Genomic DNA, 21780 nt, shown 5'->3' with positions numbered 1-21780 from the left:
TGCGGGCGACGAATTTGAAGATCGCGCTCTCCAGCGCGGCGAAGGCGGCGAGGGGGGTGGCGCGCAGGGCCAGGGCCGGAGCGTTGCCGCTATGGGCGAGCTTGGGCGAGACCATGAAGAGGTCGACCAGTTCCACGAGGCGCGGATCGGGCGGGATGGAGCCGTTGGTCTCGATCTCGACCAGGCGGCCGTCCTGCTTCAGCCGCTCGGCGAGGGCGATCAGGCCGACCATCTGGGCGAGCGGCTCGCCGCCGGTGATCACCACCCCCTCGGCCGGCAGCGCCAGCGCGGCGGCGGCGACTGCCTCCACCTCCATCTCGATCGTCTCGGCCGCCTGATCATATTTGGGGGCGCGCTCGTGCGGCCATTTCGTGCCCTGCCAGTTCCAGGTGTAGGGCGTGTCGCACCAGACGCAGTGCAAATTGCAGCCGGAGAGGCGGACGAAGGTGCGGATCTGACCCGCATTCACGCCCTCGCCCTGGATCGAGCGGAAGATTTCCGGCTCACCGGGCGCGCGGGCAGCGATGCGGAGGGTGGGGGGCATTTCGGCGAGCTATCTACCCTATTGAGTCACCCCGGCGGAAGCCGGGGCCCATGAACTCAGAATCGGAAAGTAGGCGCGGCCACTTTGACTTCACCTCTAGCGGCGGTGTTCATGGGTCCCGGCTTTCGCCGGGATGACTCTCTGAGGAAACGATGGCCGGGTATTTCTATCTTCTCGCCAGCCGGAAGCATGGGACGCTTTATGCGGGATGCACGACTGACCTGACCAAGCGCGTCTGGGAGCATCGCGAGGGTGTCGTGCCGGGGTTCACGCGACAATATGGCGTGAAGCGGCTGGTCTATTTCGAAGTCTATGACGACATCGAGGACGCGATCGTGCGGGAGCGGCGGATCAAGGAGTGGAAGCGGGACTGGAAATCCAGCTGATCGAGAAGGAAAACCCGCACTGGGAGGATTTGGCCGTGTCGCTGCTGGGGTTCGAACCGCTGTCGAGTCATCCCGGCGGAAGCCGGGACCCATGAACGCCATCCTTTGAAAGACGAGCGCTGTCGTGATCGCGCCCTTCAAACTCCGTGTTCATGGGCCCCGGCTTCCGCCGGGGTGACTCCATTTTTTCCCTAAGAGCCGAGCAGAAACCGCCTGATCCACTCCCCGACGCGCCGATTGTCGTTCGGGGCGTCGAGGGAGGCGATGGCGGCGGCGGGGTCGGGGGTGCGGTCGTGGCGCTCCGCGATCAGCGCCTTGGCGTAGGCCGGATCGAATTCGGGGTGGAACTGGAAGGAGATGCTCGGCTGGTCGCTCCAGACGAGGCCGGCATAGGGTGTGAAGACCGAGGAGGCCAAAACGTGCGCGCCGGGGGGCTGGAGCACGACCTGGTCCTGATGGCTGGCAGGGATGGCGACGCTGGGGGCGTCGTCCATCCAGGGCTCGCGGCGGACGATCGGGTAGGTCTGGAGGCCGACGCCCCAGCCCTTGTGCGATTTCTCGACGCGGCCGCCCAAGGCCTCCGCCATGAGCTGGTGGCCGAAGCAGATGCCGACCAGCTTCGCCCGGCCGGCGGCGGCGCGGACGAAGGTCTTCAGCGGCGCGATCCAGGCGTGGTCCTCATAGACGCCGGCCGAGGAGCCGGTGATGAGGTAAGCGTCGAAGCGGTTCACGTCGGGCGGCAGCGGCTCCGCCTGCACGTCGATCGACGTGGTGTCGAAGCCGTCGCCCAGCAGCGCCTCGAACATCGCCGGATAGCGGCCGAAGGCGGGGATCAGGTCCGCGGGCGGCTTGCCGGTTTCGAGGATGGCGAGCTTCATCGAGGCCAGCTTACTTTCTGAGTCACCCCGGCGAAAGCCGGGGGCCATGAACTCGGATTGTGGAGATAGGCGACGCTGCTTTTCACTTCGCTTCGTGCGGCGGTGTTCATCGGTCCCGGCTTTCGCCGGGATGACTCAGTTTGAATTTCGCCGCGCCCGCTTCGCGGCGATGCGCAGGCGCAGGGCGTTGAGGCGGATGAAGCCGGCGGCATCGCGATGGTCGTAGCCGCTCTGGCCTTCCTCGAAGGTGACGAGGTCCTGGTCGTAGAGGGAGAGCGGGCTCTCGCGGCCGATCACGGTCGCATTGCCCTTGTAGAGCTTCATGCGGACCGTGCCGGTCACATGCTCCTGGCTCTTGTCGATCAGCGCCTGCAGCATCTCGCGCTCCGGCGCGAACCAGAAGCCGTTGTAGATCAGCTCCGCATAGCGGGGCATGATCGAATCCTTCAGGTGCATCGCGCCGCCGTCGAGCGTGATGCTCTCGATGCCGCGATGGGCGGCGAGCAGGATCGTGCCGCCGGGCGTCTCGTAAACGCCGCGCGACTTCATGCCGACGAAGCGATTCTCGACCAGATCGAGCCTGCCGATGCCGTTGTCGTGGCCGAGCTGGTTGAGCCTGGTGAGCAAAGCGGCGGGGGAGAGGCGCTCGCCGTCGATGGCGACGGGATCGCCGCGCTCGAACTCGATGCTGACGATCGTCGGCGTGTCCGGCGCATCCTCGGGCGCAATGGTGCGCTGGTGGACATATTCGGGGGCCTCGGCCGCCGGATCCTCCAGCACCTTCCCCTCGGAGGAGGAGTGGAGGAGATTGGCGTCGACCGAGAAGGGCGCCGCGCCGCGTTTGTCCTTGCTGATCGGGATCTGGTGCTTCTCCGCGAAGTCGATCAGCGCCTCGCGGCTCGCCATGTCCCACTCGCGCCAGGGGGCGATGACGCGGATGTCGGGCTCGAGGGCGTAATAGCCGAGCTCGAAGCGGACCTGGTCGTTGCCCTTGCCGGTGGCGCCGTGACAGACCGCGTCGGCGCCGACCTGCCGCGCGATCTCGATCTGGCGCTTGGCGATGAGCGGGCGGGCGATCGAGGTGCCGAGCAGATACTGGCCCTCATAGACCGTGTTCGCGCGGAACATCGGGAAGACGTAATCGCGGACGAACTCCTCGCGCAGATCGTCGATGAAGATGTTCTCCGGCTTGATGCCGAGCAGCTCCGCCTTGCGCCGCGCCGGCTCCACCTCCTCGCCTTGGCCGAGATCGGCGGTGAAGGTGACCACCTCCGCCCCATATTCGGTCTGCAGCCATTTCAGGATGATCGAGGTGTCGAGGCCGCCCGAATAAGCGAGGACGACCTTCTTGGGGCTGGGCAGACCGGTCATGCGTAGATTTCTTTCTCTTGGCCCATCATGCGCTGGAAGCGTTGCAGCAGGGCCGGGATGGGGTGGCCGTCGCGGACGGCCAGGAAGAGAGTGTCGTCGCCGGCGATGGTGCCGGCGACCTCGGGCAGGGCGCTATGGTCGATCGCCGAGGCGACGAGATGGGCGGAGCCGGGCGGCGTGCGGATGACGATCAGCTGGCCGGCGGATTCGATGGAGACGGCCCATTCGCGCAGGATGCGGGCGAGGCGGCCGGCCTCCCAGTCGCGGCCGCCGAGCTGATCGGGGAGGGCGTAGCGCAGCGCGCCGCCCCGCTTCACCTTGACCGCGCCGAGCTGGTCGAGATCGCGGCTGACCGTCGCCTGGGTGACCGGGAAGCCCAGAGCGGCGAGGCGCTCGGTGGCGTCCTCCTGGCTGGCGATCTCGCCGGAGCGCAGCAGATCGGCGAGGCTTCGGAGGCGGCGCTCCCGGGTGTCGGTCATCGCGCGACCTCGCGAATCGTCGTTCGAGTCATCCCGGCGAAAGCCGGGACCCATGAACCGAAGCGGTGGCGGGACAGTGAGAACCTCGTCGCCTCACCAGCTACGGCAGTGTTCATGGGTCCCGGCTTTCGCCGGGATGACTCCGGGGAGCGCGTGTCGGTCACAGCAGCACCCAGGCGAGGGCGCCGCGGGCGGCGTGCATGCGATTCTCGGCCTGGCGCCAGATCGCGCTCTTTGGGCTTTCCAACACGCCGTGCGTGACCTCCTCGCCGCGGCGGGCGGGGAGGCAGTGGAGGAACCAGGCGTCGTCGGCCTTGGCCATCAGCGCCTCGTCGACCTGATAGGGGCCGAGTGCCTGCATCCGCTCGCGCGCTTCATTGTCCTGGCCCATCGAGACCCAGACGTCGGTGTAGACGAAGCGCGCGCGCCGGACCGCCTCGGCGGGGTCGTCGACCTGGCGGACGCCGTCCGGCGCATCGCTCAGCCGATATTGGGACGGGCTGGCAAGGGTCAGCTCCGCGCCGACGGCGAGGCAGGCGTGGGCAAGGCTGCGGGCGACATTGTTGTCGGCGTCGCCAACATAGGCGATTTTCAGACCCTGCAGGTTGTCGGCCAATTGCTTCATGGTTAAAACATCTGCGAGCGCCTGGAGCGGATGTTCCTTGTCCGACAACAGGTTAACCACCGGTTTTGCCGTCGCACCTGTCATTCTGACGAGATCATCATGGTCCATGACCCGGGCGCAGATGATGTCGTGATAGCAGGCGAGGGTGCGGGCGACGTCCTCGGCCGTCTCACGGCTGCCGAGGCCGACCTCCTCTTTCTGGATATAGACCGGATGGCCGCCGAGCTGAACCACCGCCATCTCGGTCGAGTTGCGGGTGCGGGCCGACGGCTTCTGGAAAACCAAAGCGACGCCCTTGCCGGCGAGCGGGCGGCCGAGATCGGGCTGCTCCGCCAGCGCCAGCACTTCGGCGATGCCGGCGGGACCGAGATCGGCGACGGTGAGGATGTTGGTCATGCCGCCGCCTTCAGCACCATCGTGCCGATGCCCTTGTCGGTCAGGATCTCGATCAGCAGGCTGTGCGGGGTGCGGCCGTCGATGATGTGGGCCGAGCCGACGCCGCCATCGACCGCGTCGGCGCAGGCGCGCAGCTTGGGAATCATGCCGGCGCTGACCGACTCGTGCTCGATGCGCTCGCGCAGCTCGGCGGCGGTGAGCCGTTGAATCAGGCTCGACTCGTCCTTCGGGTCCGCGAGCAGGCCGGGGGCGGCGGTGAGATAAACGATCTTCTCCGCCTGCATCGCCACCGCGATCGCCATCGCCGCCTCGTCGGCATTGATATTGTAGGGCTGGCCAGAAGGGTCGGCGCCGACGGTGGAGACGACGGGAGCGAGGCCCTGATCGAGCAGGCCGTGCAGGCGCTCGGCGCGGACCGAAGCAACGTCGCCGACAAAGCCGAGGGCGGGGTCGCGCGGACGGGTGATGAGCAGGCCGCCATCCTCGCCGGCCACGGCGACCGCGACCGGATCGTTGGGCGATTCCTTGTTGATCGTCGCGACCAGATTGCGGCTGACCTCGCCGACCAGCACCATGCGGACGATGCGCAAAGTCTCGGCGTCGGTGACGCGCAGGCCGTCGCGGAACTCGGGCTGCTTGCCGACCGCGCGCATCATCTCGTCCACCTGCGGCCCGCCGCCATGGACGAGGACGCAGCGCACGCCGACGCTGCGCAGCAGCAGCACGTCCTGGGCGAGGGCGCGATCGAGCTCGGCGTCGATCGCGGCCCCGCCCAATTTCACCACCACGGTCTTGCCGCGGAAGCGCTGGATATAGGGCAGGGCCTCGACGAGGACCCGGGCGGTGTCTGCGGCGCTCATCATGACGTACCGGCTCCCCTATCTGCGTCATTGCGAGCAAAGCGAAGCAATCCAGAATGACGACGACTGGATTGCTTCGTCGCTACGCTCCTCGCAATGACGGCGAGGGTGCATGAGTGGGGGTATGACCTCATCATGAGGTGACCGAGTTTTCCTTGATGTAGCCGGGGCCGAGATCGATGCCGATCACCTGCGCGGAGCCGTTGCCGCCGGCGCCGACATTCACCTCGATCTCGATCCGCTCGTTCTTCATATGGGCGGTGACGGCGGCGCGGTCATGGTCGATCTCGATCCCGCCGCGCGAAACCGTGATTCCTCCATAAGCGACGGCCGATGCCTCGGTGTCGAATTCGACGCCGGCCGAACCTGCCGCGCCGAGCAGTCGCCCCCAATAGGGGTCCGAGCCGTACCAGGAGCATTTGACGAGGTTGTTCTCGGCGATGTTCTTCGCCGCGGCGCGCGCCTCGGCGTCGGAGGCGGCGCCGGTGACGCGGAGCATGACCATCCTGGTCATCCCCTCGGCGTCCTTCGCCATCTGGAGGGTCAGCGCCTCGCAGACGCGATGAACCGCATCGGCGAACTCCCGCATGTCCGGCTTACCGGCGCGGCCATTGGCGAGCAGGATGACGGTATCGTTGGTCGAGGTCGCCCCGTCGACGTTGAGGGTATTGAAAGTGCGGTCGACGGCGGCCTTCAGGATGCGCTGCAGCTCGCCTTGCGGCACGTCGGCGTCGGTGGTGAGATAGGCCAGCATCGTCGCCATGTTCGGCGCGATCATGCCGCAGCCCTTGGCCATGCCGCCGAGGGTGAAAGTCGAGCCCTTCACCGCCGCCTCCTTGGCCAGATGATCGGTGGTGAGGATGCCCTTCGCCGCCTCCGCGCCACCCTCGACGGAGAGCTTCTTCGCCAGCTTCGGGATGGCCGGGAGGATGAGGTCCATCGGCAGCGGGTTGCCGATGATCCCGGTCGAGGAGACGAGGACATGGGCCTTGTAGATGCCGAGCGCCGCCGCCGTCGCCGCGCTCATCGCCTCGGCGTCGGCCATGCCGGCGGCGCCGGTGCCGGCATTGGCGTTGCCCGAATTGACGACGATCGCCGCCGCCTTGCCGCCGCTCGCGGCGAGGCGCGCGCGGTCGAGCGTCACCGGCGGGGCGACGAACTTGTTCCGGGTGAAGACGGCGGCGCAGGCGACCGGCTTGCCGTCGTCGGTGGCGAGGAGCGCCATGTCGTGCTTGCGGCGCTTGATCCCGGCGTGGCAGCCGGCGGCGACGAAGCCGGGCGCTGCGGTGACGCTCATCTCAAAATCCTCCCCTCGATTTCGAGGGGAGCGGGACCGCCGCCAGGGCGGTGGAGGGGCCTCTTGCCCGACAAAGGAGCCCCTCCACCATGCTGCGCATGGTCCCCCTCCCCTGCAAATGCAGGGGAGGACTTTTCGAAAGCGGTGACGCTCATGGCCAGACTCCGACGCGCGGCAGGCCGGCCGTCTCGTCGAGGCCGAGCATGAGGTTGGCGCACTGGATCATCTGGCCGGCGGCTCCCTTCACGAGATTGTCGAGCGCGGCGATGGCGAGGACCCGGCCGGTCCGCTCGTCATAGCGCGCGGTGAGGTGGACGGCGTTCGAGCCCAAAGTCCATTTGACCGAAGGCGAGCGCTCCGAGACATGGACGAACGGCTCGTCGGCATAGGCCTCGGCAAGGACGGCGAGCGGGTCGCAGGGCCCCTTCGCCACGGCGATGCAGGTGGCGAGGATGCCGCGGTTCATCGGCGCGAGGTGCGGCGTGAACAGCACCTTGCGGCCGAGCTCCATCTCCATCTCCGCGGTGTGGCGGTGGGTGAGCAGGCCGTAAGCGGTGAAATTCTCGTCCACGGTGTTGAAATGGGTCTCGTCCTTGAGACCCTTGCCGGCGCCGCTGACGCCCGAGGCGGCGTTGACGGTGATCGTGTCGGGATCGATCAGGCCGAGCAGCGACTTCAGCGCCAGGATCGTCGTCGTCGGATAGCAGCCGGCGGCGGCCACTGTCGCCGAGGCGGCGATCGCGTCGCGATGCAGCTCCGGAATGCCGTAGACGAAGCGGCCGAGCAGGTCGGGCGCCTCGTGCGGCTCCTTGTACCAGCGCTCGTAAGTCGCGGCGTCGTCGAGGCGGAAATCGGCGCCGAGATCGACGAACGGGATGTTGCGCGCGACGATCGCCGGCGCGATGCGCTGCGAATGGCCGTGGGGGAGGGCGGCGAAAACAAGGCCGGCGCCATCCAGCGCGGCCGGCTCGAACCGCTCGATGGCGAGATCGGGATAAGCGGGCGCGAGGTGTGGATGGACATCGGCAAGCCGCGCGCCGGCCTGGCTGTCGCCGAACAGTCGTGCCGGGCGCAGCGCGGGATGACCCGCGCAGAGCCGCAGCAGCTCCGCTCCGACATAGCCGGAAGACCCAAGAATCGCGACGTCGATCATTCGCGCCTTATTCACTCAATTGAATAAATATGCAATAACACGCATAAAGAAAAGCGCCCCGGCGGACCGGGGCGCTCTCTCGGATCGCGAAAAGCCTACGGGCTGTCGGAATCGTCGGTCAGCTCGATGATGCCCCAGACGATGAGGCCAAGCGCGATCGCCGCAAGGATCCACGCGGTCGTGCCGACCAGCTCGTTCGAGCCCTCGGTCTCGGCGCCGGCGCGAACCGCCGGGGCTTCGATGCTCAGCGGCGCAGCCGACTGGGCAATCGCCGCGCTGCTGGCGGTGATCATGGAAAGAGCGGCAAGCGCCGCCAGCTTCTTCGAGAACATCGTTACTCTCCTTGATTCGGGTTTTTCCCCGGACGTCAGGCCCAGACCATCGGCCCATAGACCGCGAACTGTTACAAACGCAAGACCGGCGACGAATGGCGACAAATATTTCTTATCCGTTACGGTTCCGCTCCCAGTCGGCCACGACGCCCGCAAGTATTTCGAGCGGCATGTCGCCATTCACCAGGACCGCATCGTGGAACGACTTGAGATCGAATCGGGTTCCGAGTCGCGCCCTCGCTTCGTCGCGCAAACGAACGAATTCGTTGTGCCCGATCTTGTAGCTGCACGCCTGGCCCGGCCAGACGATGTAGCGCTCGACCTCGCTGGTCGCCGAGATCGGATCGAGGCCGACCTCGTCGGTGAAATAGCCGATCGCCCGTTCCCGGCTCCAGCCTTTGGCGTGCATGCCGGTGTCCATCACGATCCGCGCCGCACGGTACATGAAGCTCTGGATGCGGCCGATCCGCCCGGCCGGAAAATCGGCGTACATCCCCGCTTCGTCGCCCAGCTGCTCGGCATAGAGGCCCCAGCCCTCGCCATAAGCCGGGATGCCGATGTTGCGATGGAGCAAGGGGATCGACTGGTTCTCCAGCACCAGCGAGCCCTGCCAGAGGTGGCCGGGAATGCTCTCATGATAGCAGAGCGTCGGCAGCGCCCATTTCGGCCAGATGCGGGTATCGACCAGGTTGATGTAGAAGGCGCCCGGCCGTGAGCCGTCGAGGCTCGGCCCCTGCGCATAGCCGCGCGGCGCGCCGACCTCGATCGCCTGCGGCACCCGCCTGATCTCCATCGGCGAGGTCGGGATGGTGTTGAAAAAGTCCGGCATCCGGGCCCGCACCGCCGCCATCATCGCGTTCAGATCGGCCAGGACCTGGGCGCGGCCGGCGTCGGTATTGGGATAGAGATAGCGCTCTTCAGCCCGCAACGCGTTGATCCGCGCGCCGACGCTGCCCTGGGTCAGGCCCTCGCGCCGGAGCAGGGGATCGACCTCGGCGGTGAGCGCCGCCATTTGCTGGAGGCCGATCTCGTGCGCCTGGTCAGGGGTCAGGCTGGTGCTGGTGTGATAGCGCAGGCATTGCGCGTAGAAGCGCTCGCCGTCCGGCAGGCGCCCCGCCGCCGGGTTGGTCCCGGCACCCTGCCGCAATGTTGTCAGGTGGGCGATCTGCCGGTCGAGCGCGTCGGCGAGCGAGCCATCGACGACCGCCGTTGCCTGCCGCTCCCAGTCGCCGGCGATGTTGCGTTCGCGGGCGCGCCGGACCAGCGAGCGGACGAGTCCAGCCTCGGCGCCGCGCTCGCCGCGCAGATTGCGGGTCTGGGTCAGCGTCTTGGCGAGGATGTAGGCCGGCGGGACGACGCCCCGCGCCGCATCCGCGCGCGACTGCTCCACCTCCAGATCGACGTTGCGGGCGAAGGCCTGGAGCCGGGCGACATAGGCCTCGCAATCGGCGCGCGTCTCGATCTTGTGCTGGCTGTCGAGGAAATCGGGGACGGACTGGTAGGAGCCGGTGAGCTGCGAGATCACATAAGGGATCGGGTAGCCCGAGAAATTGCCATAAGGGATCGACACCGCTTCGCCGACGCGGTCACCGAGCCACAGAGCGGTGTTGAGCCAGGCACGCTCGCGCGGGGCGAGGGCGCCCTGATCGATGCGGCGCAATTCCGGCAGGCCATCGAGCAGCGCCTGATAGCCGCCGGCCTTGCCGCGCGGTCCGGACATGGAGAGCTGGCTCCTGAGCGCGGCGCGCGCGCCGGTGTCGAGCCCGAGCCCGGTCGCGGTTTCGGGCGAGATGCGCAGCATCGCCTCGAAAATCCGGTCATAGGCCGCGCGTGCCCGGGCCGTGGGCGAGCGCGCCGCGACGCCGGCGCAGCCGGTGAGCGCGAAGGCGCCGACAGCGGCGGTGGTGGAGAGCAGGAACTGGCGGCGATCGACGGTCATCATATTCAGGGCTCCTGGCGGTGGACGCGGCCGCGGGACATGACGAAGTTCATCTGGCGCAGCACGCCGACATCGGCGAGCGGATCGCCGCGCACCGCGACGATGTCGGCGACCCGGCCGGGCTCGATCATGCCGACCTCGCCGGCGAGGCCGAGCAGATCGGCGGCGTTGACCGTCGCCGCCTGGATCGCCGCCATCGGCGTCATGCCGTGCTGGACCATCAGCAGGAACTCATCGGCATTGCGGCCGTGCAGCGACACGCCGGCATCGGTTCCGAAGGCGATCCTGACCCCGGCGGGAACGGCGCGACGAAGCGCCAGCCCGGTCACCTGGATCCGCCATTCGATCTTCCGCCGGACCTCGCCGGTATAGGCATTGGGGTTGGTCCGCAGCCGCTCAAGATAGCCGTTCACGGTCGAGAGCGTGGGGACGTAATAGGCGCCGGACTGGCGGAAGAGCCGGATGCTCTCGTCGTCGAGCAAGGTGCCATGCTCGATCGAATCGGCGCCGACGCGCAGCGCCAGGTTGATCCCGTCCGTGCCATGCGCGTGGACCGCGACGCGCCGGCCATACATGTGCGCCGTCTCGACGATCGCCCGGGCCTCCGGCTCGGACATCTGGGCGCCGAGGCCGAGGCCGATGCGGCTGTTCACGCCGCCGGTGGTCGCGATCTTGATGACGTCGACGCCGCGCGCGATCTGGCGGCGGACGGCGCGCCGGCAATCGTCCGCCCCGTCGCAAGTGCTGCCCGAGGCGCGCAGGATTTCGTGGAACTCCTCGCGGACGCCCAACGTGTCGTCCATATGGCCCGAGCTGGTCGACATGCTGGTGCCGGCGTCGACGATGCGCGGGCCGATCGCCCAGCCGCGGACGATCGCGTCGCGCAGGCCCAAAGTGATGCCGTCGGCGGAACCGAGGTTGCGGACGGTGGTGAAGCCGGCGTCGAGCGTCTTGCGGGCGTTCGTCGCCGCCTCGTGGGCACGAAGCGCGACGCTGTCGGTGAAGCCCGCCATCAGCCCCTCGACGCCGGCCCGGTCGCTGTCGAGATGGACGTGGCTGTCGATCAGGCCGGGGAGGACGAAGCGATCCCTGAGATCGATGATTCGGGCGCCTTCGGGCGCGGCCATGAAGCCGTCCTCGACGGAGACGATCCGGCCGTCGCGGATCAGGATGCTGGCATTGCGGCGCGGCGGCCGGCCCGGCCGATCGAGCAGGGTGCCGGCATGGATCACGGTGACGCCGGGCGCGCCCGGCGGGGCGGGCGAAGACGCGGCCGGCGGCGGCGGGATCGGCGTCTCCTGCGCCGGCAGGGGCGCCGCGGACAGCGACAGAGCGAGGAGGGGGCAGGCGAGCGGAAGCAGGCGCATGGAGGGTCCTTTGGCGGCGGCGCGGCGGACGATAGCCGATCCCCGCGCGCCGCCAAGCCCTGTCGGCAATGGTGAATGCTGCGTTTTTGTTGCGGCATCGCAACAGGCAGGCCGAAAACAGGGGCGTTAACCTTTGTTGGCCTGTTTCGGCGCGGCGGAGACGCGTATCGGCGGCGCGAACCATACAAGAAGGGACAAGATCATGCGTCTCACCGTCGCCACCTCAGCGTCGATCATCGCACTCATGGCGGCCGCGCCGGCATGGGCGCAGGGCGGCCAGACCGCCGCCCAGGACGAGCCGGAGATCGTCGTCACCGCGACCCTGCGCGAGACCTCGCTGCTCGACGTGCCCTTCTCGATCAACGCCCAGACCGAAGAGGACATCCAGCGCTCGGCTGCGCAGACGATCGAGGACCTGTCGCGCAACGTCGCCGGCCTCGCCGTCCAGAATCTCGGGCCGGGCCAGAGCCAGGTCGCGATCCGCGGCGTTTCGGCCGGCCAGGTGGTCCGCGACCAGCCGGGCGTTAAGGAGCAGGTCGGCGTCTATCTCGACGACAGCGTGATCTCGCTCTCGCTGTTCACGCCCGATCTCGACCTGTTCGACCTCAACCGTCTCGAGACGCTGCGCGGGCCGCAGGGCACCCTGTTCGGCGCCGGCTCGGTGGGCGGCACGCTGCGCTACATCACCAACCAGCCGGCGCTCGGCCGGACCGAGGGCATGATCGAGGGCAACGTCAATCTCGTCGAGGGTGGCGATTTCGGCGGAGCGCTGCGCGGCATGATCAATGCGCCGCTGGGCGACACCGCGGCGGTCCGCGCGGTCGCATACTACACCCAATATGGCGGCTTCGTCGACGCGGTCGGCCCCGCCGCCGGCAACAATGTCAATGACGGGCATCGCGTCGGCGGTCGCATCGCGCTGCGCTGGGAGCCGCTGGACGGCCTTTCGATCACGCCGCGCCTCGTCTATCAGCAGATCCGCGCCAACGGCTTCAACCGGCAGGAGGTGTTCAACCTTTATTCGAACCCGTTCACCGTGCCTCCGCGCACCTTCGACGAGCGCGAGCAATATCTGCTGCTGCGCGAGCGGTTCGAGGACGACACCTTGCTTGCCGACCTCAATGTCACGGCCGATCTGGGCCCGGTGACGCTCACGTCGGTCACCACCTACATCAACCGCGATATCGTGGTCAGCCGCGACGCCAGCGCGCTCACCGGTTCGGTTTCCGTCGATCTCGGTTACCCGAACGCGGCGGTTCTGCTGCCGTCGAATCTCGTCGACACGACCGACCTCGAGACGATCACCCAGGAAGTCCGCCTGGCCTCGAGCAATAGCGGGCCGTTCCAATGGCTGCTCGGCGCTTTCTATTCGGACGTCGATCGCTTCTATCGCCAGCGCCTGCCGACCCCGGGCTATGACGCCTTCACCGACGCCCGGTTCGGCGCCGGCACGTCGGCGGCGGTGGCGAACGGCTTCCCGGCAAATTCGCCCTACAATTCGGACCTACCCTACGACATCCGTCAGACCGCGATCTTTGGCGAGGCGAGCTACACGTTCGGCCGTCTGACGGCGACCGCCGGCGGCCGTTATTATGACTTCCGGGAAGAGCGTCAGTTCGTCTCGGGCGGCCTGTTCTCGAACGGCGACAACCGCACCGACCGGACCGAATCCTCGGGCTTCAGCCCGCGTTTCATCCTGAGCTGGGAAGCGGCGGACAATGTCCGGCTTAACGCCCAAGTCTCAAAGGGTTTCCGGCTGGGCGGCGTCAACGATCCGCTGAACCTTCCGCTCTGCACGCCGGCCGACGCGGCCCTGTTCGGCGGATTCCAGGACTATGACGACGAGACGCTGTGGAACTACGAGGTCGGGGTGCGCGCGCAGCGGCGCAACTTCCGCGCTTCCGCCGCGGCGTTCTACACCGAGATCAACAATCTCCAGACGACGCTGGACGCCGGTTCCTGCTCATCGCGCATCGTCTTCAACGTGCCCGAGGCGCACACGATGGGCGTCGAGTTCGAGATTGGCGTATCGCCGATGGCGGGCCTGGACCTGTCGCTGGCCGGCAGCGTGATCGAGGCGGAGTTCGATTCGACGCTGCCGGGCGTGCTCGCCGCCACGACCGGCATCCGGGAAGGAAACCGGCTGCCGTCCGTGCCCAACATCCAGATCGCGGCGAGCGCGAACTACAATTTCCGGGTGAACGATTCGGCCGAGGGTTATGTCGGCGCCACCTTCCAGCACGTCGGCGGCCGCTACACGCAGCCGAGCGACCAGGAGAACAACCCCCGCAGCTTCGTGTCCGGGCTGCCGTTCGCGGGCGCGACCGGCACAGGGGCGACGGTGCTGAACCTGCGCCTGCCGAACTACCAATATGTCAACCTTAGCGCCGGCATCGAATGGCAGAACGGCCTCGGCGTGCAGGTCTATGTGAACAACCTCCTCGACGAGAACGCGATCCTCTCGTTCGACCGCGAGCGCGGCGGCCGGGCGCGGCTCGGCTTCAACATTGGCCAGCCGCGGATCATCGGCGTGACCGTCCGGCAGCGGTTCGGCGGCCGGTGACCTCCAGTCCTCCCTGCGAGCGCAGCTCGCGGGGAGGGGGACCGCCTGACAGGCGGTGGAGGGGCGATGGCGCTGAGCTCAGCCCCTCCACCATGCTTCGCATGGTTCCCCTCCCCATCGCTGCGCGACAGGGAGGATTTTGGTGCCGTTGACTCGCCGCAAGCTGCTGCTCGGCGCGACCGGGGCTGTGGTCGCGGCGTCGCTCTCGAAGGGCGCCATCGCCCAGCCCGGCCGTCCCGATGTGATCGTCGTCGGCGCCGGCGTGTTCGGCGCGTGGACGGCGATGAAGCTGCTCGAGGCCGGGCGGCGGGTCACCCTGATCGACGCCTGGGGGCCGGCCCATTCGCGCGCTTCGTCCGGCGGCGAATCGCGGATGACGCGGGCGGTCTATGGGCCGGACGAAATCTACACCCGCATGGCGGTCCAGTCGCTGCCGGAATGGCGGGCGCTTTCGGAACGGGCCGGGTTGCCGATCTTCGAGCAGACCGGCGTCCTGTTCTTCTTCGGCGAACGCCATCCCTATGCGACCGCGGCGATGGAGCTGCATCGCCGGCTCGGCCTGACGACGCGGCTGCTCGACCGGGCCGAGATGGCGCGGCGCTTCCCGGCGATCGATTTCGCCGGGGTCGAGTTCGGGCTGTTCGAGCCCGATTTCGGCGTGCTGATGGCGCGCCGCGCGGTGCAGACTTTGGTCCACGAGTTCACGCAGGCGGGTGGCCACTACATGCAGGCAATTGTCGAGCCGCCGGCCGCGGGCGCCGGGCCGGTCGCTTCCGTCCGTACCGCTGCGGGCGAGACGATCGGCGCCGGCGAGTTCGTCTTCGCCGCAGGGCCGTGGCTGCCGCGCCTGTTCCCCGACATCCTGGCCCGGCGCATCCGCGCCACGCGACAGGAGGTATTCTTCTTTCGCCCGCCCAGCGGCGACCTTCGCTTTCTGCCGGCCTCCTTGCCGGGCTGGGCCGATTTCAACGGCGGCGACCTGTTCTACGGCATGCCGGACCTGGAGGCGCGGGGCTTCAAGATCGCGTACGACCCGCATGGACCGGAAGTCGACCCCGACCGGGGCGACCGGACGCCGTCGGCCGAGATGCTGGAGCGCGTCCGCGCCCATATGGCGCGTCGCTTCCCGGCGATGGCCGACGCGCCGCTCAATGAGGCGCGGGTCTGCCAATATGAGAACAGCTCGAACGGCGATTTCCTGATCGACCGCCATCCGCGCCGGGCGAATGTGCTGCTCGTCGGGGCGGGATCGGGGCACGGCTTCAAGCACGGCCCGGCGGTCGGCCAATATGCCGCCGATCTGTTGCTGGGCCGGATCGCAACGCCCGAGCCGCGCTTCAGCCTGGCGAGCAAGAGCGTGGCGGAGGCGCGGGCGGTCATCTGAACTGGACCGATCATTACGGCGGGCGCATAATTGGACGCTCTTGCGGGGAGGACTGCCATGCCGCAATCCGTTATCGAACGCGAAATGCCGGGCGCCGGGTCGCTCGGCGCGGACCAGCTCAAGGGCGCATCGCAGGGATCGTGCACCGTGCTCAAGGAGCTCGGCCCCGAAATCCAGTGGGTTCATTCCTACGTCACCGACGACAAAATCTACTGCGTCTATCGCGCGCCGAGCGAGGCGCTGATCCGCCAGCATGCCGAGACCGCCGGCTTCCCGGCGAACAGCATCGCCCAGGTCCGCGCGGTGATCGACCCGACGACGGCGGAATAGGCTAGGCTTCGTCGGCGGCCGATCCTTCGTCGAGTTCCGCCCGGAGCCTGTCATAGCCGGCGATTGTCTCGACGAGCCGGCGATCGCGCCAAAATTGCCACAGCCAGCTCAGCAGGGCCGCCGCCGCCCAGCCCGAAGTGATGACGATGACGGTATCGCGGTGGGCGAGGCCCGCCGGGACGAGCGCCCAGGCGGCGAGGCCCGCGCCGACCAGGAGCAAGGCCGCGATCCGGGCGCTCCGCAGCCGGCGGCGCGAGAACATCGCCTGATCGCGCGCCTGCCGGAGCACCCCGGCCGGGCTGTCGTCGTAGCGCAGCCGGGTCGCGCGACGGAAGTCGAGCATCTCGAACAGCACCGCCGGCGCGGCGAGAAGAAAGGCGATGGCGGCGACGCCGAGCAGCGCGTCGCCCTGGCGGATCGCGGCGCTGCCGAACAGACACGCGAGGATCGCCATCGTGGCGATCGCGAGTGCGTTGCCGGCCGTTACCAGGCCGGCGCGCCGCTGCCGCGCGGCGACGCGCGCGGCGAGGCCGCTGACGTCGACCGTCTGGCGCCGCCAGTCGGCCCGCAGATCGTCAAGGAAATCGTCATTCGTCATCGAGTATCGCCTTCAATTGCGCCTTGGCGCGATTCACGCGGACGCCGACATTGGAGAGACTGATGTCCAGCGCCTCCGCGATCTCGGCATAGGAAAGCTCCTCCAGCAGCAGCGTCATCACCTGCCGGTAGGGCAAAGGCAGGCGGCGGACCGCCATCGTCACGCGATTGGCCCGCTCATTCGCCAGCAGCCGCTCTTCCGGCGTTTCCGGCGAAGCGTCGTCGGGCTCGGTGCGCTGTGCGGCGCGCCGGGCGCCGATTTGGCGCGCGACATGAGTGACGCCGCGATTATGGGCGATGCGGAAGACGAACGGCGCCAAGCTGTCGGGATTGGCGAGGCTGGGCAAGGCGCGATGGATGGCGAGCAGGATTTCCTGGGTCAGATCCTCCCGGAGCATGCGGTCCGCCTCATAGGAGGCCGCCACGCGCGCGATCCCGGAGCCATAATCGGCGACGATCTGCTCAAGCCCGCGCATGCGCCGGGGAGTCTCGGCCAGGCGCCGGCTTCTTACAAAATCTTTTTCCGCGCCTGACTGTAAGCGCCGCCGCGCCGGGCCGGACTGAAGCGCATCGAAACCAAATTCATGAGGCTCAACGATGCGCCGCTTCCTGCTCCTTGCCGCCCTCTTCGCCGCGACGCCGGCGCTGGCCGATCCGCCGCGCCGCGACCTGTATGTCGGCGTGAACCTGGTCGATCCCCAGCGCGAGACGACCACGCCCGACAGCTACATCCTGGTCGAGAACGGCCGCATCGCCGCCACCGGCCGGGGCCGGCCGCGCAACACGCGCGGCGCGACGCTGCACGATTTCACCGGCCTCTACGCCCTGCCGGGCCTGATCGACACCCATGCCCATGTCACGCTGGGGACGCTTTCGATCCGGATGGAGAATGGCGCGCCGCGCATCACCGGCAATTCGGAAGACGAGATCGTCGCGCACAATGCCCGCTCCCTGCTCGCCTTCGGGGTGACCACGATCCGCAATCCCGGCGGCCCGATTCCCGCCAGCCGCGCCTATGTCGAACGCGTCGCCAGTGGCGCGCTCACCGGGCCGGAGATGATCTATGCCGGCGAGGTGATCGACCGCGCGCCGATCGCGATCGAGAATCTGTCCACCCTGGTGACTCCGGAGCGCAGCGCCGGCCGGATCGTCGACGCGCAGGCCGAGGGCGGCGGACGCTACATCAAGCTCTACACCGGCCTCACCGAAGCCGATCTCGCCGAGGGCATCAGGGCCGCGCATCGGCACGGCCTGCGCGCCATCGCCCACCTCAACGACGTCAGCTGGACCCGTGCCGCCGAGCTGGGGATCGACGGCATCGTCCACATGATGCCGACCAGCCCCGATCTGCTCCCCGCCGACCGGCGCGAAGCTTATCGGGCGCGGCGGCGTCCGGCGGGATTCCAGTTCTTCGAATGGTATGAGGCGGCCGATCTCGACGCGCCGGAGGTGCGGCGGATGATCGCCACGCTCGCGCGCCGCCGCGTCCATCTCGACGCCACCCTGATCGCCTTCCAGCCCGCCTTCTTCGGCGACGACGCGGCGTTGCTCGCCCGCGACCGCCAGCTCGACCATCCGGCGATGCTCGCCAACTGGCGGCGCGGCTTCCGCTTCGACGCCGGCTGGCAGGCTGACGATTATCGCCGCGCCCGCGCCGTCTGGCCGCGCGTGCTGGAGCTGACCCGGCGGCTCTACGAGGCGGGCGTGTCGATGACGATCGGCACCGACCAGGCCAATCCGTTCATCGCGCCGGGGATCAGCATGTCGCGCGAAATGGCGCTGCACCAGCAGGCGGGAATTCCCGCCTGGGCGGTGCTCAGGATGGCAACGTCGGACGCAGCGCGGCTGATCGGGGTGGGCCGTCGCACCGGCGCGCTGCGGCGCGGGCTGGAGGCGGACATTTTGTTCATCGCCGCCGATCCGCTCCCGGACCTCAACCGCGTCGCCGAGATGCGCGCGGTCGTCAATAACGGCGTCCTGCACCGGCCCGCCGATCTGCTGCCGGCGCGGCCGGCCCCCAATCCAGCACGAGGAAATCCACAATGACCCTGAGCAAGAAAGCCATCGCCGCCGTCGCGGCCGTCGCCCTCCTGGTCGTCACCTGGGCCGCGGTGCTGATCGTCGGCATCTTCTTCCGGCCGAGCCTCTCCGTCTGGTTCGGCATCGTCACCGCCGCGGCGATCGCCACCGAGGTCGCCTTGTGGGTCGGCGCCGGGATTGCCGGGATCGCGATCTTCCAGCGGGTTCGCGACCGGCTTCGGCTGCGCTCCGGCCGGTCCTGACGCCCCTGCTTGCCAGCCAGTGCGCGACGGCGCAGTCTTGGCGTGGGCGAACAGGGAGAGGATCGATGGACGGATCGACGCGGCCGCCGGCCTGGTACTGGATCGTGGCGGTGCTCGCTTTGCTGTGGGAGGCGACGGGCTGCTATTTCTACCTCGTCCAGGTGCGGATGGGGCCGGCCGAGCTGGCGCAACTGCCGCCGGCGCAGGCCGAGACGTTCGCGAGCATGGCGACCTGGCAATGGGCGGCGTTCGCGATGGCCGTCTGGCTCGGCCTGATCGGCGCGATCGGGCTGCTGCTGCGGCGGCGCTGGGCGAGCCTCGGCTTCTGGATCTCGCTGATCGCGGCCGGGGTCCAGTACGGCTACACCTTCTTCGCGACGCCGATCCTGCAGCGGATGCCGGCCAGCCAGGCGCTGCCGCTGCCGATCTCGATCATCGTGCTCGGGCTGGTCTTCGTCTGGTTCGCCGGGCTGGCGGCGAACAAGGGCTGGCTGCGCTAGGGCGCGGAAGCGACTGGCCGGCCCATAAGAGCCACCCCGGCGGAAGCCGGGGCCCATGAACTCGGACAGGCGGGGGTCAGCTCGGCGCTTTGCCAGCAGTCGGTGTTCATGGGTCCCGGCTTTCGCCGGGATGACTCCCAATCAAGTCACTGAAGTCGCGGGCGGTTCAGGCCGTCGCGGCGAGATCGGCGGCGAGCTCCTCGAGCTGGTCGGCGCATTTGCCCCAGCCTTCCTGGAAGCCCATCTGCTCGTGCATGTCGCGGTCGGCCGTGCTCTTGTGGAGCGCGACGGCGCGGTAAAGCGTCTTGCCGTCGCCGGCGTCGGTCATGGTGACGATTGCGGTCATCGGGAAGGATTCGCAGCCTTCCGTCGCCAGCTCGGCCGGGCGGTAGCCGGGGGCGAGCGCGCTGGTCCAGACCAGCTTCTCGCCCTCGACCACCTCCAGCACGCAGCCGGGATTGCCATGACCGGTGTCGAAACCGTCCGGCCCGACCATGCGCAGGCGGAAGATACCGCCGGGGCGGAGGTCCAGCTCAAGCTCGCTGATCTCATAGGGCTTTGGCGCGAACCAGCGCTTCAGGTGCTCGGGCGTCGTCCAGGCTTTCCACACCAGATCGCGCGGGGCGTTGAGGGTGCGTTCCAGCACCAGATCGAGATTGTCGCTCATTCTTCTTCTCCTTGGTCTTGCAGGGTTGCGAGATAGTCTTCGAGCCGGTCGGCGCGGGCCTCCCAGAGCGAACGTTGCTCGGCGAACCAGTGCTCCGCGGCATTCATCGCGGCCGGCTCGATCGAGACGGTGCGCACGCGGCCCTTCTTTTCCGATCTGACCAGGCCGCTCGCTTCCAGCGCCTGAAGGTGCTGGAGGACGGCGGGGAGGCTCATCGGCAAGGGCCGCGCGAGATCGCTCACCGATGCGGGCCCGCGGCTCAGCCGCGCCAGCATCCCGCGCCGCGTGGGATCGGCGAGGGCCTGGAACGTCAGGTCGAGAAGGCTTGAATCGTTAAGCATGTGCTTAACTATCTCGAGTCGGCGCGCCGAGTCAAGACAGTAAAGTCACCGCTTAACTATTGGGCGGGGCAGGTCGTTGCGGGGCCGGCGGCGAGATCGAGGCAATGGCCGTCGATCGCGCCGGGCGCGATGGCGAGACCGATCAGGCCGGCGAGGGTCGGCATGATGTCCGCCGTCTCGACGGCGAGCGGCTGCTCGAAGCCGGTCATGCCGCGCCGCCAGAACAGGATCGGCACCCGCCGGTCATAATCCCAAGGGCTGCCATGGGTGGCGACATAGCCGCGGCCCGGGGCGGCGATCGGGGTGATGCGCGGGCGAAGCAGGACGAGGAAGTCGCCCGAGCGCTCGGAATCGAACGAGGCGCGGGCGCGCTCGATCAGGCTCCAGGCATCGGGCGGGCCGGAGGGCGAGGGGGTGGCGGCGAGCTCGTCGCGGGTGAAGACGGCGGCGACCTGCGGGTGGGCGCGATAGGCGCGCACCGCCTCGTCGCGCACGTCGCGGCGCTGGGCGGCGGTGAGCGCGCGATCGACATACATGTCGCCGAACGCGCCGTCGCCGAACAGGACCGGGCCGGTCAGCCCAAGCCGCTCGCCGATCGCGCGGCCCATCGCCGATGCAAGCAGGTTTCGATCGACCCGCGCCGCGCCGGCGGCCGCCTGCTCGGTGTCGCGCTCGGGCAGATCGAGCCCGCCATGATCGGCGGTCAGCATCACGACATAGTCGATCCCGGTCCGGTCGAGCCGCTGGAAGAAGCGGCCCAAGGCGGCGTCGAGCGCCATCAGCTGGATGCACATCTCCGCGCCCTGGGTGCCGAGGCCGTGGCCGACATAATCGGTGGCGGAGAGGCCGAGGATCAGGAGATCGATCGCCGGCCCCTGGCCGAGGCGCATGTCGGTCCGCAGGCCATCGCCGATGTCGAGCACCGCCTGGTCGAAAGCCGGCGTGGCACGAAGGGCACCGGGATCGTTGGCGGGCCGCGCAAGGCGGCCGGCACCAACCGTGGCCGGCCCGGCGGTCACCGCCCGGTCGCGCGACGAGCAGACGGCCGGCAGAGGCAAAGGCGCGCCGGCGCGGGTGAGGTCGCGGGCGATCCGCTCGTTGACCCGGGCGACGGCGGCCGGTGCGGCGACGCCGGCATGGCTGACGAAGGCGCGGCCGGCCCACCACCAGCGGGCCGCCGGCTGCTGCCCGCCCATCATGATCGCCGACCGGTCCTTGCCGGCGACGGCGACGGTGCGGCTGCGCGGGTCGGCCGCGTGCATCAGCTCGCCGAGCGTCGGCACGCGGAGATGATAAGGCGAGACGGTGTAGCTTTGCGAGCTGCTGCCCGCGACCCGCTCGTCCTCGGCGCAATAGACATATTTGTCGTCGCGCGTGGTGCCGAGATCGTACCAGTTGTTGGCGATGATGCCGGCCCGGCCGGGCCGTGCGCCGGTGAGGATCGTCGCATGGCCGGGGCAGGTTTCGGTCGCGGCATGGCCCTGATAGC

The 21780-nt window shown here is 68.6% G+C and carries 23 protein-coding genes; 7 read left to right on the top strand and 16 right to left on the bottom strand.

Going from position 1 to position 21780, the window contains the following annotated elements; genetic code table 11:
• The coding region (locus tag ACT4N3_RS00480) for a 7-carboxy-7-deazaguanine synthase QueE (RefSeq protein ID WP_444853240.1) at nt 1-544 on the bottom strand (544 nt) is incomplete at its 3' end.
• A gap of 152 nt (nt 545-696) precedes the next feature.
• On the opposite strand from ACT4N3_RS00480, the gene ACT4N3_RS00475 reads away from it, so the two are divergent.
• Complete coding sequence (locus ACT4N3_RS00475) at nt 697-930, top strand: GIY-YIG nuclease family protein (protein WP_444853239.1); 234 nt, start codon at nt 697-699, stop codon at nt 928-930.
• A gap of 191 nt (nt 931-1121) precedes the next feature.
• Here ACT4N3_RS00475 and ACT4N3_RS00470 read toward each other — a convergent pair whose 3' ends face one another.
• The 10 genes from ACT4N3_RS00470 to ACT4N3_RS00425 all read right to left on the bottom strand — a co-directional run bounded on the left by ACT4N3_RS00470 (nt 1122) and on the right by ACT4N3_RS00425 (nt 11627).
• Nucleotides 1122-1808, bottom strand: coding sequence for a type 1 glutamine amidotransferase (locus ACT4N3_RS00470; protein WP_444853238.1), 687 nt, complete (start codon nt 1806-1808; stop codon nt 1122-1124).
• A gap of 135 nt (nt 1809-1943) precedes the next feature.
• The gene (locus ACT4N3_RS00465) at nt 1944-3179 is read right to left on the bottom strand and encodes an argininosuccinate synthase (protein ID WP_444853237.1); all 1236 of its coding nucleotides are present in this window, start codon (nt 3177-3179) and stop codon (nt 1944-1946) included.
• Nucleotides 3176-3658: an arginine repressor gene (gene argR, locus ACT4N3_RS00460; RefSeq protein WP_444853236.1), complete on the bottom strand. Its 483-nt coding sequence runs from the start codon at nt 3656-3658 to the stop codon at nt 3176-3178. The genes ACT4N3_RS00465 and argR overlap by 4 nt, the downstream gene beginning before the upstream one ends.
• A gap of 160 nt (nt 3659-3818) precedes the next feature.
• Entirely contained in the window at nt 3819-4679 is an 861-nt protein-coding gene (argF, locus tag ACT4N3_RS00455; RefSeq protein WP_444853235.1) for an ornithine carbamoyltransferase, read from the bottom strand.
• The gene (argB, locus tag ACT4N3_RS00450; RefSeq protein ID WP_444853234.1) at nt 4676-5539 is read right to left on the bottom strand and encodes an acetylglutamate kinase; all 864 of its coding nucleotides are present in this window, start codon (nt 5537-5539) and stop codon (nt 4676-4678) included. Before argB ends, argF begins: the two co-directional genes overlap by 4 nt.
• 133 nt (nt 5540-5672) lie before the next feature.
• Nucleotides 5673-6836, bottom strand: a complete 1164-nt coding sequence (gene argJ / locus ACT4N3_RS00445; RefSeq protein WP_444853233.1) for a bifunctional glutamate N-acetyltransferase/amino-acid acetyltransferase ArgJ — start codon at nt 6834-6836, stop codon at nt 5673-5675.
• A 151-nt stretch (nt 6837-6987) separates the two neighbouring features.
• Entirely contained in the window at nt 6988-7989 is a 1002-nt protein-coding gene (gene argC / locus ACT4N3_RS00440; RefSeq protein WP_444853232.1) for an N-acetyl-gamma-glutamyl-phosphate reductase, read from the bottom strand.
• 95 nt (nt 7990-8084) lie between these two features.
• On the bottom strand, nt 8085-8321 hold the full coding sequence (locus ACT4N3_RS00435; RefSeq protein WP_444853231.1) for a hypothetical protein: 237 nt from the start codon (nt 8319-8321) through the stop codon (nt 8085-8087).
• 112 nt (nt 8322-8433) lie between these two features.
• Nucleotides 8434-10260 carry a DUF885 domain-containing protein gene (locus ACT4N3_RS00430; protein ID WP_444853230.1) on the bottom strand — a complete coding sequence of 609 codons (1827 nt, stop codon included), beginning with the start codon at nt 10258-10260 and terminating at the stop codon, nt 8434-8436.
• 5 nt (nt 10261-10265) lie between these two features.
• On the bottom strand, nt 10266-11627 hold the full coding sequence (locus ACT4N3_RS00425; protein WP_444853229.1) for an amidohydrolase family protein: 1362 nt from the start codon (nt 11625-11627) through the stop codon (nt 10266-10268).
• Nucleotides 11628-11829: 202 nt separating this feature from the next.
• Here ACT4N3_RS00425 and ACT4N3_RS00420 point away from each other — a divergent pair, with 202 nt between their 5' ends.
• From ACT4N3_RS00420 to ACT4N3_RS00410, 3 genes are all read left to right on the top strand, one after another.
• The gene (locus ACT4N3_RS00420) at nt 11830-14190 is read left to right on the top strand and encodes a TonB-dependent receptor (protein ID WP_444853228.1); all 2361 of its coding nucleotides are present in this window, start codon (nt 11830-11832) and stop codon (nt 14188-14190) included.
• A 142-nt stretch (nt 14191-14332) separates the two neighbouring features.
• Nucleotides 14333-15574, top strand: coding sequence for an FAD-dependent oxidoreductase (locus tag ACT4N3_RS00415; protein ID WP_444853227.1), 1242 nt, complete (start codon nt 14333-14335; stop codon nt 15572-15574).
• Between the two features lie 57 nt (nt 15575-15631).
• Nucleotides 15632-15904, top strand: coding sequence for a DUF4242 domain-containing protein (locus tag ACT4N3_RS00410; RefSeq protein ID WP_444853226.1), 273 nt, complete (start codon nt 15632-15634; stop codon nt 15902-15904).
• A 1-nt stretch (nt 15905) separates the two neighbouring features.
• Here ACT4N3_RS00410 and ACT4N3_RS00405 read toward each other — a convergent pair whose 3' ends face one another.
• Together ACT4N3_RS00405 and ACT4N3_RS00400 are read right to left on the bottom strand one after the other, a co-directional pair.
• Nucleotides 15906-16502 carry a hypothetical protein gene (locus ACT4N3_RS00405; RefSeq protein WP_444853225.1) on the bottom strand — a complete coding sequence of 199 codons (597 nt, stop codon included), beginning with the start codon at nt 16500-16502 and terminating at the stop codon, nt 15906-15908.
• Nucleotides 16492-16977 (bottom strand): RNA polymerase sigma factor, encoded by a 486-nt coding sequence (locus tag ACT4N3_RS00400; RefSeq protein WP_444853224.1) that lies wholly within the window; start codon nt 16975-16977, stop codon nt 16492-16494. Before ACT4N3_RS00400 ends, ACT4N3_RS00405 begins: the two co-directional genes overlap by 11 nt.
• A gap of 121 nt (nt 16978-17098) precedes the next feature.
• On the opposite strand from ACT4N3_RS00400, the gene ACT4N3_RS00395 reads away from it, so the two are divergent.
• From ACT4N3_RS00395 to ACT4N3_RS00385, 3 genes are all read left to right on the top strand, one after another.
• Nucleotides 17099-18547, top strand: a complete 1449-nt coding sequence (locus tag ACT4N3_RS00395) for an amidohydrolase family protein (RefSeq protein WP_444853223.1) — start codon at nt 17099-17101, stop codon at nt 18545-18547.
• The gene (locus tag ACT4N3_RS00390) at nt 18544-18783 is read left to right on the top strand and encodes a hypothetical protein (RefSeq protein ID WP_444853222.1); all 240 of its coding nucleotides are present in this window, start codon (nt 18544-18546) and stop codon (nt 18781-18783) included. The genes ACT4N3_RS00395 and ACT4N3_RS00390 overlap by 4 nt, the downstream gene beginning before the upstream one ends.
• 65 nt (nt 18784-18848) lie before the next feature.
• Nucleotides 18849-19283 carry a hypothetical protein gene (locus tag ACT4N3_RS00385; protein WP_444853221.1) on the top strand — a complete coding sequence of 145 codons (435 nt, stop codon included), beginning with the start codon at nt 18849-18851 and terminating at the stop codon, nt 19281-19283.
• Nucleotides 19284-19449: 166 nt separating this feature from the next.
• Here the strand turns inward: ACT4N3_RS00385 and ACT4N3_RS00380 are convergent, their stop codons facing one another.
• The 3 genes from ACT4N3_RS00380 to ACT4N3_RS00370 all read right to left on the bottom strand — a co-directional run.
• Nucleotides 19450-19950, bottom strand: coding sequence for an SRPBCC family protein (locus tag ACT4N3_RS00380; RefSeq protein WP_444853220.1), 501 nt, complete (start codon nt 19948-19950; stop codon nt 19450-19452).
• Nucleotides 19947-20291 (bottom strand): ArsR/SmtB family transcription factor, encoded by a 345-nt coding sequence (locus ACT4N3_RS00375; RefSeq protein WP_444853219.1) that lies wholly within the window; start codon nt 20289-20291, stop codon nt 19947-19949. The genes ACT4N3_RS00380 and ACT4N3_RS00375 overlap by 4 nt, the downstream gene beginning before the upstream one ends.
• Before the next feature lie 56 nt (nt 20292-20347).
• A partial coding sequence (locus tag ACT4N3_RS00370; protein ID WP_444853218.1) for an alkaline phosphatase family protein occupies nt 20348-21780 on the bottom strand: 1433 nt, incomplete at its 5' end.

The organism is Sphingosinicella sp. (assembly GCF_052388015.1).
Lineage (GTDB): Bacteria > Pseudomonadota > Alphaproteobacteria > Sphingomonadales > Sphingomonadaceae > Allosphingosinicella.
This window is presented reverse-complemented; position numbering and strand designations above follow the sequence as displayed.

Excerpts from the sequence above, each read along its gene's own strand:
- ACT4N3_RS00465 (WP_444853237.1), bottom strand. The coding sequence starts at position 3,179 with ATGACCGGTCTGCCCAGCCCCAAGAAGGTCGTCCTCGCTTATTCGGGC.
- ACT4N3_RS00430 (WP_444853230.1), bottom strand. The coding sequence starts at position 10,260 with ATGACCGTCGATCGCCGCCAGTTCCTGCTCTCCACCACCGCCGCTGTC.
- ACT4N3_RS00420 (WP_444853228.1), top strand. The coding sequence starts at position 11,830 with ATGCGTCTCACCGTCGCCACCTCAGCGTCGATCATCGCACTCATGGCG.
- ACT4N3_RS00435 (WP_444853231.1), bottom strand. The coding sequence starts at position 8,321 with ATGTTCTCGAAGAAGCTGGCGGCGCTTGCCGCTCTTTCCATGATCACC.
- argR (WP_444853236.1), bottom strand. The coding sequence starts at position 3,658 with ATGACCGACACCCGGGAGCGCCGCCTCCGAAGCCTCGCCGATCTGCTG.
- ACT4N3_RS00425 (WP_444853229.1), bottom strand. The coding sequence starts at position 11,627 with ATGCGCCTGCTTCCGCTCGCCTGCCCCCTCCTCGCTCTGTCGCTGTCC.
- ACT4N3_RS00380 (WP_444853220.1), bottom strand. The coding sequence starts at position 19,950 with ATGAGCGACAATCTCGATCTGGTGCTGGAACGCACCCTCAACGCCCCG.
- ACT4N3_RS00405 (WP_444853225.1), bottom strand. The coding sequence starts at position 16,502 with ATGACGAATGACGATTTCCTTGACGATCTGCGGGCCGACTGGCGGCGC.
- argF (WP_444853235.1), bottom strand. The coding sequence starts at position 4,679 with ATGACCAACATCCTCACCGTCGCCGATCTCGGTCCCGCCGGCATCGCC.
- ACT4N3_RS00395 (WP_444853223.1), top strand. The coding sequence starts at position 17,099 with ATGCGCCGCTTCCTGCTCCTTGCCGCCCTCTTCGCCGCGACGCCGGCG.
- argC (WP_444853232.1), bottom strand. The coding sequence starts at position 7,989 with ATGATCGACGTCGCGATTCTTGGGTCTTCCGGCTATGTCGGAGCGGAG.
- argJ (WP_444853233.1), bottom strand. The coding sequence starts at position 6,836 with ATGAGCGTCACCGCAGCGCCCGGCTTCGTCGCCGCCGGCTGCCACGCC.
- argB (WP_444853234.1), bottom strand. The coding sequence starts at position 5,539 with ATGAGCGCCGCAGACACCGCCCGGGTCCTCGTCGAGGCCCTGCCCTAT.
- ACT4N3_RS00375 (WP_444853219.1), bottom strand. The coding sequence starts at position 20,291 with ATGCTTAACGATTCAAGCCTTCTCGACCTGACGTTCCAGGCCCTCGCC.
- ACT4N3_RS00390 (WP_444853222.1), top strand. The coding sequence starts at position 18,544 with ATGACCCTGAGCAAGAAAGCCATCGCCGCCGTCGCGGCCGTCGCCCTC.
- ACT4N3_RS00385 (WP_444853221.1), top strand. The coding sequence starts at position 18,849 with ATGGACGGATCGACGCGGCCGCCGGCCTGGTACTGGATCGTGGCGGTG.
- ACT4N3_RS00475 (WP_444853239.1), top strand. The coding sequence starts at position 697 with ATGGCCGGGTATTTCTATCTTCTCGCCAGCCGGAAGCATGGGACGCTT.
- ACT4N3_RS00470 (WP_444853238.1), bottom strand. The coding sequence starts at position 1,808 with ATGAAGCTCGCCATCCTCGAAACCGGCAAGCCGCCCGCGGACCTGATC.
- ACT4N3_RS00410 (WP_444853226.1), top strand. The coding sequence starts at position 15,632 with ATGCCGCAATCCGTTATCGAACGCGAAATGCCGGGCGCCGGGTCGCTC.
- ACT4N3_RS00400 (WP_444853224.1), bottom strand. The coding sequence starts at position 16,977 with ATGCGCGGGCTTGAGCAGATCGTCGCCGATTATGGCTCCGGGATCGCG.